Annotated in this window: 12 protein-coding genes and 1 tRNA gene; 8 read left to right on the top strand and 5 right to left on the bottom strand. The window is 39.3% G+C overall.

Annotated features, from left to right (window positions below; all coding sequences use genetic code 11):
• Positions 1-8: 8 nt before the first annotated feature.
• The 3 genes from GGQ60_RS04090 to GGQ60_RS04080 all read right to left on the bottom strand — a co-directional run bounded on the left by GGQ60_RS04090 (position 9) and on the right by GGQ60_RS04080 (position 2,362).
• Positions 9-401 carry a DUF983 domain-containing protein gene (locus GGQ60_RS04090; RefSeq protein WP_183760133.1) on the bottom strand — a complete coding sequence of 131 codons (393 nt, stop codon included), beginning with the start codon at positions 399-401 and terminating at the stop codon, positions 9-11.
• A 91-nt stretch (positions 402-492) separates the two neighbouring features.
• On the bottom strand, positions 493-1,083 hold the full coding sequence (locus GGQ60_RS04085) for a Crp/Fnr family transcriptional regulator (protein ID WP_229685084.1): 591 nt from the start codon (positions 1,081-1,083) through the stop codon (positions 493-495).
• A gap of 292 nt (positions 1,084-1,375) precedes the next feature.
• Positions 1,376-2,362: a D-alanine--D-alanine ligase gene (locus GGQ60_RS04080; RefSeq protein ID WP_183760131.1), complete on the bottom strand. Its 987-nt coding sequence runs from the start codon at positions 2,360-2,362 to the stop codon at positions 1,376-1,378.
• Positions 2,363-2,596: 234 nt separating this feature from the next.
• Between GGQ60_RS04080 and GGQ60_RS04075 the strand changes: the two genes are divergently transcribed.
• The 8 genes from GGQ60_RS04075 (at position 2,597) to GGQ60_RS04040 (ending at position 10,799) form a co-directional block, all read left to right on the top strand.
• On the top strand, positions 2,597-3,367 hold the full coding sequence (locus GGQ60_RS04075) for a PASTA domain-containing protein (protein WP_183760129.1): 771 nt from the start codon (positions 2,597-2,599) through the stop codon (positions 3,365-3,367).
• Positions 3,368-3,386: 19 nt separating this feature from the next.
• Complete coding sequence (mltG, locus tag GGQ60_RS04070; protein ID WP_183760127.1) at positions 3,387-4,442, top strand: endolytic transglycosylase MltG; 1,056 nt, start codon at positions 3,387-3,389, stop codon at positions 4,440-4,442.
• Entirely contained in the window at positions 4,442-4,849 is a 408-nt protein-coding gene (locus tag GGQ60_RS04065; protein WP_183760125.1) for an acyl-CoA thioesterase, read from the top strand. The genes mltG and GGQ60_RS04065 overlap by 1 nt, the downstream gene beginning before the upstream one ends.
• Before the next feature lie 8 nt (positions 4,850-4,857).
• Positions 4,858-5,847, top strand: a complete 990-nt coding sequence (locus GGQ60_RS04060; protein WP_183760123.1) for a YihY/virulence factor BrkB family protein — start codon at positions 4,858-4,860, stop codon at positions 5,845-5,847.
• Positions 5,848-5,942: 95 nt separating this feature from the next.
• Positions 5,943-6,030, top strand: a tRNA-Ser gene (locus GGQ60_RS04055).
• A gap of 312 nt (positions 6,031-6,342) precedes the next feature.
• The gene (locus GGQ60_RS04050; RefSeq protein WP_183760121.1) at positions 6,343-9,648 is read left to right on the top strand and encodes a T9SS type B sorting domain-containing protein; all 3,306 of its coding nucleotides are present in this window, start codon (positions 6,343-6,345) and stop codon (positions 9,646-9,648) included.
• Between the two features lie 240 nt (positions 9,649-9,888).
• Complete coding sequence (locus tag GGQ60_RS04045) at positions 9,889-10,089, top strand: hypothetical protein (RefSeq protein WP_183760119.1); 201 nt, start codon at positions 9,889-9,891, stop codon at positions 10,087-10,089.
• A 326-nt stretch (positions 10,090-10,415) separates the two neighbouring features.
• The gene (locus GGQ60_RS04040) at positions 10,416-10,799 is read left to right on the top strand and encodes a hypothetical protein (RefSeq protein ID WP_183760117.1); all 384 of its coding nucleotides are present in this window, start codon (positions 10,416-10,418) and stop codon (positions 10,797-10,799) included.
• Positions 10,800-10,866: 67 nt separating this feature from the next.
• Here GGQ60_RS04040 and GGQ60_RS04035 read toward each other — a convergent pair whose 3' ends face one another.
• Positions 10,867-11,550 (bottom strand): response regulator transcription factor, encoded by a 684-nt coding sequence (locus GGQ60_RS04035; protein WP_183760115.1) that lies wholly within the window; start codon positions 11,548-11,550, stop codon positions 10,867-10,869.
• Positions 11,537-12,991, bottom strand: a complete 1,455-nt coding sequence (locus GGQ60_RS04030; RefSeq protein WP_183760113.1) for a sensor histidine kinase — start codon at positions 12,989-12,991, stop codon at positions 11,537-11,539. Before GGQ60_RS04030 ends, GGQ60_RS04035 begins: the two co-directional genes overlap by 14 nt.
• Positions 12,992-13,015 lie beyond the last annotated feature (24 nt).

The following is a 13,015-nucleotide window of genomic DNA, read 5'->3' as shown; positions in this document are numbered from 1 at the left end:
AAATCTTGTTAATCTCCGCTACCGGGCACATAATGCAGGCCGGGCGTTAAATAGTGTAATAAAATTACCCGCGAATAACGGTAATTAATAGGCGATAAAAGTAATACGCCGGTTAAGATCAGGGCCACATAATACCAAAGGTTTTCATAAACCAAAGGTAAGCCCAGAATGTATGCTGCTACCCCAATGGTAATGATCTCAGCCACGTTCATCGCGTAGCTTACAAACATAGCCACATAGAAAAAACCTGGCTCGCGCTCAAATTTTAAGTTACAATGTGGGCAGTTGATATTGGTTTTTTGCAACCTGAAGGAATAAGCACTTCCTGTAAAGATATCACCTTTACGGCAACGCGGACATTTACACTGTATAAAGGATTGAAATTTCGATAACTCAGCCATAATATTCTGATTTGATACCACAAAGTTAGGCTTTATTAACGCAGCAAATTATGATCTGCATCATGTTTATTTGTTTCCAGGGCAAATGCACTTATTTCCCCTGCTTGATTATTTTTCCCTTAACCATTTTAATCAAACCCCTTTCTGCAAGCATTTTTACCCCGCGAATTACCGTTTCTACCCGAAGGCCGGTCATATCGGCCAATTCCTGTCGCGTTACTTTTAAATTTTCGCCGGTGGCAATATCGTTAAGGAGGTAATTAATAATCGTTAATAAACGATGATCAGCCTTTTCATTGGCTAATTCTTCAAGCATCATCGATTTATAAAAAAGCCGGCGACTCAGTGTCTGAATAAGCTCCATACTAAAATCGGGCTCATGCTTGATCAGGTTAAAAAAATCTTCCTGGTTTACCGCAATTAGCTGCGAATCTATATTGCTAATGGTAAAAGCCAAATAAGGGCGGCCTATTAACAATGCAGGTTCGCCAAAATATTGTCCTGTTTTAAAAACCCCTTGAATAAACTCCTTCCCTTCATCGCTAACGGTAACCATTCTTACCTCACCTGATTTGATAAAATACACATACCGTGGATGCATGCCAGGCTCATAAATAATCGAATCCTTGGGGTAGTTTTTAACTTTTAAGCCCTTATCAATTAATTTTTGGATAGTCATCATTGTGAAGTTTTTTCTGGGAGGAATTAATTCAGTATGTCATCGCACCACCATTAACGGATATTGTCATTGCAGGCAGGAACGACACAGCCTGCCTGCAGCAGGCAGGCAATTCTTATCCAGGAAGTTAATATTGGTCCTTGTAAGATTGCTTCGTCGGCTAAATGAGCCTTCGTGTAATGACGATTTTTCGAGAAGATACATCCCATTAAATTCGCCCGTCACTCATATTAGTTTTATACTGCACATTATCTATAGAAATAACGATATCGCATCATTCAAATATATGTTGGGGTTACCCTAACGTTTCTTTCATTAAACGGGTATAAAATTCTTTAAGCGATATACCCATTGCAGCTACCTGCTGTGGAATAAAACTTGTTGCGGTTTGCCCGGGGATGGTATTGATCTCGATAAAATAAAACTTGCCTGTTTCGTGCTCCAGGAAATAATCTATACGCACTACCCCCCTGCAGTTCAGCTTTTTATAAACCTCGGTAACCACTTGCTGTACACGGTGTAATTCTTCTTCGCTCATGCGGCCAGGAGTAATTTCTTCTGTTGCTCCGGGTGTATATTTTGCCTCAAAATCGAAGAATTCATTTTGAGGGATCACTTCGGTTGCAGGTAAAACAATGATTTTTCCCTCAGCACCAAAAATGCCTACCGAAAATTCCCTTCCACTTACAAACTCCTCGATCAAAATCTGGCTGTCTTCTTTAAAAGCCTTTTCAATGGCCTCATCAAGGTCATCCGGGTGTTTTACCTTACTCATGCCAATGCTGCTGCCGCCGCTGTTCGGTTTCACAAAATAAGGCAGCCTTAAATCCTGTTTAATCTGGTTCACATTATAATTTCCGCCCTTAAATATCTGTACAGATTTTGCAGTGTACAGGTTATCAATGCCTGCCACAATGGCTTTGGTATAGCCCTTGTTCATGGTAATAGACGAGGTTAGCGCATCACAGGTGGTGTATGGAATACCGAGCATATCGAAATAACCCTGTAATTTTCCATCTTCACCTGGTGAGCCATGAATGGCAATAAAAACCCCATCAAACTTTATCCTGCGGCCATCAAGCGTTAGCGAAAAATCATTCTTATCAATTTCAATCTTAACGGAATCTGCAGGTTCATAAAACCATCCCTTTTCGTTCAGCATAATTTTATAAACATCGTATAAATTAGGGTCGATGTTCTGGGCAATTGTTGCAGCACTTTTTACCGAAACAACCCATTCGCCTGTGGTACCGCCTGTTAACAACGCAATCGTTTTCTTCATGTCAGAAATCCTTTTATAAATAGAAATTGAATATAAATATATCCCCAAAAATATAAATATCTTTGTGCTTTGGTCCTATTAACGGAACAATTATTGAATGAGAATTGAACTAATTGATGCATTGCAATTGATAAAAAACAGTATATGATTGGACAGCGATTTAGATTCCATAATTCAATCACTAATTAAAATAGTTACATTTGAGCTTATACGCATAAACCCCATTTAAGATACATGTCTAAATTTATAGAGTACTTAAAAACCAAATCATTTAGAAACAACATCATAGCTGCCATAATTACCGTTATTGCATTGCTTCTGATTGCATTTTTTAGCTTAAGATATTACACCAAACACGGTGAAGGCTTAAATGTGCCAACGGTAAAAGGCCTCTCTTTTGAGCAGGCCGTAAAAAAACTGGAAGATGCCGGGTTAAAATACGAAGTAGATTCTGTTTTTATTATGGATCAGCCAGCCGGAATTGTAATTGACCAGGACCCTGACCCTAATACGTTTGTAAAAGACAACCGCACGATTTATTTAACCATTAATGCGGGTAAAACCCCAAATACAAAATTCCCGGATATTACCTTCAAAACCTTACGTGAAGCACAGGCCATTATTGAAAGTTCGAGGTTAAAACTCGGAGATACCACCTATAAACCTGATGTAAGCCGCGATGTGGTACTGGAAGCTTCTTTTGGAGGCCAACCAATTACCGCCGGTCAAATTATTCCGGTAGGTTCTAGAATTAACCTGGTACTGGGTGATGGACGTGGGAACGAAGAAGTAGATATTCCGCAATTAATAGGTTTAACCATGGACGAAGCGAAGTTTAGTTTAAGGGGCTCTAACCTGGGTTTAGGTACCATCATTTATGATGGCCCGATAACCGACAGCGCTGCTGCAACCATTATCAAACAAGACCCTATGCCGGTTGATTCGTTAACCAAAGTGGCTATAGGCACAAAGATTAACATTACCCTATCTAACAAACCACAATAAAACACGTATTACATTACAGATGACTGAAATAGAAAAAAAGAACATGAGTACAGGCAAAAAAGTGGCAATAATTATTGCACTCGTTGTTATTTTAATTGCCGGTTACTTTGCATTAAATATTTACAGGCTTTACTTTGCCCCTAACATTACCGAAAATCAAAAATATTTATACATTAAAACAGGCAGCAGCTATGATGACCTGCTTGCCGAAATCAAAAAGAAAGACCTGGTAAAAAGCATCGGTACTTTTACTGCGGCTGCCACAAAAATGAACCTGGCAACAAGCGTTAAACCTGGCCGCTACCGTTTGAAAAAAGGAATGACCAACCGTACATTGATTAATATGATCAAAGCCGGGAACCAGGATCCTGTTAAGCTGAAGTTTCAGAATATCCGTAAAAAGGAAAATTTCGCGGCCTACCTGGCTAATAACCTCGAAGCCGATTCGTTAAGCTTTATCCATGTTTTAGACTCTGCTGCACTGATTAGCAAATATGGTTTTAACCAGGATAATGTATATGCCATGTTTATCCCGAATACTTACGAAATGTACTGGAACATTTCGCCGGTTGATTTCTTTGAGCGCATGCACAAGGAATATGATAAATTCTGGAATGCCGACCGTAAACAAAAAGCAGCAAGCTTAAACCTTACCCCTGCACAGGTATATACTTTAGCATCTATTGTTGATGCAGAGGCACTTTATGACAAGGAGATGCCAATCATTGCAGGCTTGTATTTAAACCGCCTTAACAATGGCATTTTGCTTCAGGCCGATCCAACTGTGATTTTTGCAAACAACGATTTTACGGTAAAAAGGGTTACCGGGAAATTATTGCAGGTGCAATCGCTTTACAATACGTATAAATATGCCGGTTTACCTCCGGGCCCGATTATGATGCCCAGTATTAATGCCATTGATGCCGTGTTAAACCGCGATAAAAACAACTACATTTACATGTGCGCCAAAGAAGATTTCTCGGGTTACCATAACTTTGCCGAAACCAAGGCAGAACACGAAATCAATGCAAAAAAATACCGTGAGGCTTTAAACAAAAGAAATATCTTCAAATAATGTATAGTCACAGTACGAAAATCAGGGTGCGTTACGGCGAAACTGATCAGATGGGTTATATGTATTATGGCAATTACGCCCAATATTACGAAGTTGGGCGTGTAGAAATGCTGAGGAGTTTGGGTATGAGTTACAGTTCTATGGAAGCTGATGGCATTATGATGCCTGTTTTAGAATTGAAATGCAAATACATCAAACCTGCGTTATATGATCAGGAAATTATGGTTAAAACCATTATTAAAACGCTGCCGGGTATCCGTATTTTCTTTGAGTACGAGTTGTACAATGAAAATGAAGAATTAATAAACATTGGGGCGACCACGCTTGTTTTTGTCGATATGAAAAAAAACAAACCCACCAACCCTCCCCAAAACTTTATGGAAAAGTTATCGGTATTTTTTAATTAACAACTAAAATGGAATGGTTACACCGGCAATTATTACATCTTAAGTTCTATTCAAGATTCATAGAATGGACTAAGGGATGTATTTTGCCCGGGTTTAGCCCACTCCCGCTTTATACGGTTGCTACGTTTTTCTTCCGCGAAATCGGTAAAGATGCATTGGTAAACAAATCTTCATCGCTGGCCTACAGTTTTATGCTGGCCATTTTTCCGGGTATTATCTTTTTGTTTACCCTGATCCCTTTTATCCCGATTAAAGGTTTCCAGGATCAACTGTTAAATTTAATCCAGCTGGTCCTTCCGCACAATGCTTTTGATGCCTTTGAAACCACATTGAAAGACATCATCAAAAAACAGAATACGGGTTTGTTGTCTTTCGGTTTTTTATCTGCACTGTTTTTTGCTACCAATGGCGTTAAAAACTTAATGAAGGCTTTTAACAAATCATCGTTGATTATCGAAACGAGGGGCTGGATAAAACAACGTTTAATTGCGCTGGTGCTCACCGTTATTATCTGTTTTTCGATCATCATCTGCATCAGTGCGATGGCCTTGGGCGAAGTTTTGCTCAACAAAATCAACGACGAACTGCACCTGAAAGACAGCTTTTTGGTTTATACCATAAAATTTACACGTTGGGCCTTATTGGCGATCCTGTATTTTATTACCATTTCTATTTTATACCGTTACGGCCCGTCGCACACTAAAAAATGGCGCCTGTTCAGTGCAGGTTCGTGGCTGGCTACCATACTGGCCTTCCTTACCATCTGGGGCTTTTCTTTCTATATCAACCATTTTGCCTCGTATAACAAAGTATATGGTTCTATCGGAACATTAATTGTAGTAATGATCTGGCTTTACCTTAATTCTTTGATTTTATTGATCGGTTTTGAGCTCAATGCCAGTGTAGATGTAAGCAAAAGAAGTGTAAAGATCATCCGCCCTACCTTTAATTTGTTCAAAAAATCGGAGCCAATTGAAGAAAATATCAGGAAGAAATAATTTTTTCTCCCTCTGTGTTAAGTAATTATCAAGTTTATATAAAAAAAAAGCATTCATAGTTTGCAGTTTTAACCGGAGTTCGTACTTTTGCCTCCGGAAAGCTGGCAGAGTGGTCGAATGCGGCAGTCTTGAAAACTGTTGACTGTAACAGGTCCGGGGGTTCGAATCCCTCGCTTTCCGCCAGAAAAATAGAGCCCGACAATCGTCGGGTTTTTTGTTTTCTGGGCTTTTCGCTAATGCCAAGCTTTAAAACCTCAAATTCCAGATACAAAAAGACGCACGGAAAAAGGGCGCAGGCAATACCGGATACTCCGCAGAAAAATCGTCAGATTATAATTATTATCTATTAGTCAATTAAAAAATATCCATATTAAACTTTTATTTTAGCCTCTTTACTACTTTAATGCCTCATAATGAAAACAGGGTTTATTTGTCTGCTTCTTATTCTTATATCTTGTTATTTTGCAACTGCAGCTGTTTTTGTAGTAGTCAATAATGCAAAATAGCGGTCCCGGAAGTTTTCGTGAAGCACTTACAATGGCTGCTGCCAATGGCATAGCAACCGACGATTACATTCATTTCAACCTTCCGGGTAATACCCTGGCAGACCGCACCATAGTAATTAGGGATGAACTTCCATTAATAAGCGGACATCTTATTATAGATGGTACCACACAATCTGGAAATGCTTTAGGTAACAGTTCAGCAAAGATTTTGCTCGTGGCCGACCGTACATCATACCTTTCATCGCAATATGATTACGGATGTTTTAATATACTTAACGTTACCGATGTACAAATTTACGGACTTGCATTTGACCAATTCCGTAGCCTCACAACCAAAACCAACTCTAACGGACAGTCAAGTAACGCCAGTGGCATCTATATCGTGTCAAGTAGTGGGATTACCATTGGTGCACCAGGAAGAGGCAACGTTTTTATACAGAACGACGTGGGTATTTATGCATCATCGGATGTGCAACATCAAAATACCAATGGAAAGTTAAAAGTACAATCTAATTGGTTTGGACTTTATCTAGATGGGACAGAATCATTTCAACAAAAGTCGGCTTTGGCGCATATTATCTCGAAAGATACAGAATTTGGTGGCCCAGATCCAAGTTATGGAAATGTTCTGGGTGGGTTTTCGGCATATGGTCTTTCTGTAAATGGCGAAAATATCAAAATCCGTTTCAACCGTTTTGGCTTTGATGGCAATGGAGGCTTGAGTCAAAGAGTTGGAGTAACTATAAATTTAAGTATTACAAATGGCGAATTTTCAGATAATCTGGCCAGTCGATTTGCGATAGAAATGGGCTCGAAAAACGTCAAAATCCTCCGTAATAAGGAATTATATCAGGTTGCAAATCTTTTTTCAGGTGGAATATACTTTAATTACTCCCAAAATATCCAAATTGGTAGTGACGATATTGCCGATGTAAATGAATTTTTACCTTCTTTGGATGGACCTTTTAGGAATGGTGGAAGCAAGAACATAGAGATCAGAAAAAACATAATCCATTGTAGCGCCTATGCCTATTCTGTACGGGATTTTGCTACACCAAGTATCCAAGTACTGATCAATAGTGATACTGAATATTCGGGAACAGCTACGCCGAATTCAGAAGTATATATCTACAACGACTATACGGATTGCACTTCCTGCAGTCCTTTACAATTCTACCAAAAGCTTATTACAGATGCATCGGGGAAGTGGGGTATTACCGGTAACTTTACCAATATGAAGTTTGTGGCTAACACCACACTTATTACAGTTTCGAGCGAATTTACCCAACCTCATATATTAGCCGGGAGAAGTGGCTATTGGTATGACAAAACAGATGCTTCTTGCGGTATGAGCAACGGAAGCTTGTCACTAACCAATGCACTGCACCTGATGAAAGTGGAGTGGTATAATCGTAAGGGAGAAAAAGTTGGGGAAGGAAATAAAGTGGAAAATTTGCCAGCTGGAGAATATTACGCAAAAGGTTACAATGGGAAATGCTATACAATTTCGCCATATAATGCTTCTCTATTTAATATTGAGCCAGTATTTGTGACTACAAACAAGAAAATACAACAACCAGGATGCGGTAAGAAAAATGGGAGTATCAAGGGCTTATATTTTAACCTTTTTGGTGGTGGTGCCGCCAGTACAAAGTGGGTTGATGAAAACGGTGAAACGGTAAGCGCTGGAAATGTTGAACTTAACAATGTGGGGCCTGGCAGTTATACATTAATTGTTACCACGGGGTCTAACTGTACCAAATCCTACGGCCCAATCAAACTGGAAAATACGGAAGGCCCAAACATTGACCGTACATCCATTATGATAAAAAAAGCTAACTGCGATAACAGTGATGGTGCCATTAGCGGTATAACTGCAACGGGATTAAATAACCTGCAGTATACCTGGAAAGATGAAAAGAACAATATTATTTCACACAATCTTGATCTTACCGGAGCAAAAGCTGGGAAGTACATTTTGGAGGTTAAAGATGAGAGTGCCTGTGAAATACTGACCAATACCTTTGACATCGCTTCAGAGAACAACATCGAAATAGATGAAATGTTGGCATTGAGTTCAAAAACTACATGTGGAAAAGCTAACGGATCCATAACCGGAATCAAAATTAATGGAAATGGCACATTTAAGTGGTTAAATGAAAATGGAGAAGTGGTAGGAACAGGCATTGAACTTAAACAGGTACCTAAAGGAAGATATAAACTTATGGTTACAGGCCCATATTGCACCAAAATGAGTTCGGTATTTACCATAAGTGAGGCCAGCACAAAGAATTACATCTCGGAAAAAAAAGTAAGAAACGCCACCTGTAACCAAAAAAATGGTAGTATATCCATCAATTTCGGCGAAGCGCCAAAATCGTTAAGATGGATTGATGAAAATAATCCATCGGTAACATTAAGCTTATCTTCGACATTAACGAATCTGGGAGCCGGCATTTATAAACTTTATATTACCGATGAGAATAATTGCGAATCGTTGTATGATGCTTACGAAATTACCTCTATTTTACCACCAGTGATAACGGAACGTGCTATTACGATAGAAACAGATAAATGTGGTTTAGGAACTGGTAGTATTAAGGGAATATCCATATCAGGTGGTAGCCTTCCGTATAATTATACCTGGCTTGATCAAGACAATAAAATAGTCAGCAATAAGCCTTCATTGGAGAATGCCTTTGCTGGGAAATATAGGCTAAAAGTGGTAGATGGAGAAAAGTGCGAGGTTAATAGTGAAATTTATACCATAAATACAGAGACGGCAATGCTTGAAGCGCCTGAAGTATTGCCCGTACAGATCTGCGCTCCTGGAAATGCCATCATCATACCCGCACAACAAAAAGAAGGGAAATTTTTGCTTTACCAAACGGAAACATCCAGTCAGCCCCTTGCATCAACAACAAACATATTCAGGATCCAGGTTGATAAAAATGTAACCTACTATGTAAGTTATACTATAGGTATCTGCGAGAGCAAAAGGATACCGGTAACTGTAGAAGTTGCAGAAAAAGCCCTGAAGATTGCCTCATCATTTACTCCAAACAATGATGGTTTTAATGATACTTGGGGGATTGGCGGTTTGGAAAATTATCCAGAATTCACACTCAAAATCTTTAATCGAATGGGACAGAATGTTTATAGTACGCAAGATCCAAAATTCAGTTTTAACGGCACGCAAAATAACGGACAGTTGCCTGTGGGTGTTTATTATTTTATAATTTCTTTGAGAACGGGTTGCTCTAATATTACCGGAAGTTTAACACTGATAAGATAAACGGCTATTCCTGTGTACCGGTACTTTAGCCAAAGTAAAAGTTTGCCATGCATTCCAAGTGGGAATATCTCTTTATGAAAGCCATTTGGTTTAATCAGTTGGGTAATGGTGAGCAGACAATGTGGAAAATCCAGATAGATCCGGAGGCTGGCTACTAAAAACCTGGAATAAATTGGCACAAAAAGATCGGTTTATACCTTTAACGTAGATACAGCAGGACGAATTATTCAGCCAAGTGTGATGACAACAAGAAAAATTATCGATGAAGATATAAACTTAGAAGTAGATAAGGCTATTATTGATGCGATGTTAAGCGCACCTCCTTGGATTCCTGGGGAACAAGATAAACAGAAGATAACAGTAAGGATATTCGTTCACCTGAATATTGAATTTAACAAAAAAAGCATAAGCGTTTCATTAGTAAACCCTTCTAATAATTAAATTAAGCCCTTATAACTTGAGTTTTGGTTCCTAATTTCGTCGTTGCGAACTGAAGCAATGGCTTTTTATAGAAGTGAAGCACCCCCAAAGCGAGCTTGAATACCATAAAACAATAAGTCACAAATGAAAAATATTTTTTGATAATAGATTGCTTGGGTTTGCTCATATCCCGCCTCGCAATGACAAAAAATCTTATAATATGTTTAGTCTAGTAGCCGCTATTTCCTTTTCAATCCTCCCTTTAAAAAAATCATATTTGCCTGACAAAAGAAATATTGTAATCGTTAAAGTTGGCGTTTCTTATCCGTAATTTTAAAATAAAAAAAATGAAATTATTTGCATCAATCGCTTTATTATTGGCCATAACAACTTCAGGATATTCACAAACATACAGGCCATCTACCAGTACGAATAAAACCTACCTCGAGACGATAAAAGGGCTCAGCTATTCGTACAGGAACGGAATCATAACTTTGAAAAACCGTGGTGATTACGATCTGGGTACAGTAAGTATCATAGCGAAATCCTCCACGGATCCATCCCTTTTCGGTATTGCTTTGTTCGAAGACGGAGTGAAGAAAAACAAGGATTACAGCGCGAAGGTTTATTTCACGGAAGATAACGGAAAAACGACAACAGAGGTACCATTAAATAAAATAGAGGAGAAGAGCCTAATCTTTTCCTTCGACAAAGCAACCCGTGCACGATAATAACCTAACATAAAGATTTCTACAACATCAACTGCTATGTGTAAATTGTTATGTGATAATCTGCCAATCAACAGATCAGCTTATATCCCACTCCCCTTAAACTGATGATCTGGATTTCTGCTTCACTTTTTAACAGTTTGCGCAGGTGTGCCATAAAAACATCCATACTACGGCCATTGTAAAAACTATCTTCCCCCCATATTTGAACCAATGCATCTTCCCGTTCTAAAATGTTATTGCGGTTTCTCAGCAGCAATTCGAGCAGAACGGTTTCTTTATAAGAAAGAGAATATTCGCCCGCAGACGTTTTTAATTTTTGGGCTATTGGATCGAGTTCGCAGTTTCTGAACCGGTATTTTTTATTTTCTTCTTTACCTGCAGAACCAAATCTGACTAAAAGTGATTCCATCCGCACCAGCAGCTCATCAATACTAAAAGGTTTTTTAAGGTAGTCATTCCCTCCCTTTTTAAACCCCATCACCACATCTTCTGTGAGGGCTTTGGCACTCAAAAAGATAATCGGAACATTGGGGTCTGATTTTCTGATTTCAGCTGCCAGTGTATAACCATCCTTCTCCGGCATCATAATATCGAACACACAGATATCGGGTTTTTCTGCTAAAAATTGTTTCCAGGCCTGCGCTCCGTCGGCAGCAAGTTTTACCTCGTAACCACTACTGGTTAAACCATCGAGCACAATCCTCGCCAAAAAAGGCTCATCCTCGGCATATAAAACCTTAGTTTTCTTCATACAAGGGCAAAATGATCATAAAATTACTTCCTTTTCCTATTTTACTCTGCAGGGCAACACGTCCGCCGTGGAGCGTTACCACCTGCTTTACATAGTGAAGCCCCAGCCCAGAGCCTTTCACATTATGAATATTATCCTGGTTAAAAATCCTGAAAAAGCGCTCAAAAACCTGTTGATGATAAATCTCCTTAATCCCCGGACCATTATCTTTAACACTGATGGTTAGCTCATGATCAGCAATACTGCATGATACCTCAATCCTCGATTGTGCAGGCGAATATTTCAATGCATTATCGATCAGGTTATAACATACATTAGCGATATGCATGGCATCACCTTTAATAAAATAAGGTTCATTGGCGGATGCAAGTAACAGTTGCATGTTTTTTTCGCGCACCTGAATATCCATAGAGCGCGTCACCTGTTTCAGCACAGATTGAATTTCAATGAGACTGAATTGCAGCTTTGTTTTTCCGATATCCATCTGCTCCTGCTTCAGCACCTTTTCGATCATTGCCTGTAAGCGCTGTAATTCGTGACGGCTTATATTGATGTAATTTTCCAGCTTTTCGGGTTCTTCAATTAAATGGTACTTATTGATCGATTCCAGCGCAACAGCAATCGTTGAGATCGGAGTTTGGAGCTCATGTGTCATATTACTGGTAAAACTCATTTTCGCCTGCGCATAAAGCTGCTGTTTTTTCATCAGCCTGATCAGCAGGTAAAAGGCCGCCGCTGTAAGCGCCAACATCATAAATGACGAAATGAGATAATACTTCATCTGATAAATGATTAACCAGGTTATGGTTGGAACCACCAGCTGGTACCGGTTCTGAAATTTAAGGTTATAAGTATATTTGCCACTAACAAAAGCAGATGAAGCATTAGGGATCGCCCTGCCTTTTACCAATTTCCCATCAGCATAATCATAAAGCGCATAACTTCTATTAATATGCAAACCCAATAAATCCAGCTGATGGTTGACTAAACTGTCCATTACTTTCAGGTCGCGCCGATCTTGCAGCGAAACCTCCTGCTGCGATTTGCCATCGGTAACGGCACTCGAGCGATGGCTGATTTTCTTTTTAGGATCGTTCAGAAACGACATTTTCATTTCTACTACCGAACTATCATTGGTAATTCCATAATGAAACTGGCTACGCAGGTTATCTACTTTCAGGTCGTCAAAAGCCTGCCTGAGCGCTAACCATTCCGGTGAAAGGAAAAACTGCTGAAAACGGATGCTTTTCTCATGCCCTCTGGCGATGCTCTGATAGGTCACCCGCCTTGAAGCATCACTAACAATAGATTCGAGTGCTGTTGCAACCGATTTCTTTTGCGCCGTATACAGTTGCCGGATCCATGCACACTGCAGGCAAAGGCTAATGATCAGTGTGATAACCGCCAAAAGAAAAACATATCTGGACGTAAGCCATTTCATCCTTCTAAATTGAACAAATCATTT

This window comes from Pedobacter zeae, assembly GCF_014196715.1.
GTDB classification, from domain to species: Bacteria; Bacteroidota; Bacteroidia; order Sphingobacteriales; family Sphingobacteriaceae; genus Pedobacter; species Pedobacter zeae.
The sequence above is the reverse complement of the archived record's forward strand: the minus strand, read 5'-3'. Positions and strand labels throughout refer to the sequence as shown.

Excerpts from the sequence above, each read along its gene's own strand:
- GGQ60_RS04090 (WP_183760133.1), bottom strand. The coding sequence starts at position 401 with ATGGCTGAGTTATCGAAATTTCAATCCTTTATACAGTGTAAATGTCCG.
- GGQ60_RS04085 (WP_229685084.1), bottom strand. The coding sequence starts at position 1,083 with ATGATGACTATCCAAAAATTAATTGATAAGGGCTTAAAAGTTAAAAAC.
- GGQ60_RS04080 (WP_183760131.1), bottom strand. The coding sequence starts at position 2,362 with ATGAAGAAAACGATTGCGTTGTTAACAGGCGGTACCACAGGCGAATGG.
- GGQ60_RS04075 (WP_183760129.1), top strand. The coding sequence starts at position 2,597 with ATGTCTAAATTTATAGAGTACTTAAAAACCAAATCATTTAGAAACAAC.
- mltG (WP_183760127.1), top strand. The coding sequence starts at position 3,387 with ATGACTGAAATAGAAAAAAAGAACATGAGTACAGGCAAAAAAGTGGCA.
- GGQ60_RS04065 (WP_183760125.1), top strand. The coding sequence starts at position 4,442 with ATGTATAGTCACAGTACGAAAATCAGGGTGCGTTACGGCGAAACTGAT.
- GGQ60_RS04060 (WP_183760123.1), top strand. The coding sequence starts at position 4,858 with ATGGAATGGTTACACCGGCAATTATTACATCTTAAGTTCTATTCAAGA.
- GGQ60_RS04050 (WP_183760121.1), top strand. The coding sequence starts at position 6,343 with ATGCAAAATAGCGGTCCCGGAAGTTTTCGTGAAGCACTTACAATGGCT.
- GGQ60_RS04045 (WP_183760119.1), top strand. The coding sequence starts at position 9,889 with ATGACAACAAGAAAAATTATCGATGAAGATATAAACTTAGAAGTAGAT.
- GGQ60_RS04040 (WP_183760117.1), top strand. The coding sequence starts at position 10,416 with ATGAAATTATTTGCATCAATCGCTTTATTATTGGCCATAACAACTTCA.
- GGQ60_RS04035 (WP_183760115.1), bottom strand. The coding sequence starts at position 11,550 with ATGAAGAAAACTAAGGTTTTATATGCCGAGGATGAGCCTTTTTTGGCG.
- GGQ60_RS04030 (WP_183760113.1), bottom strand. The coding sequence starts at position 12,991 with ATGAAATGGCTTACGTCCAGATATGTTTTTCTTTTGGCGGTTATCACA.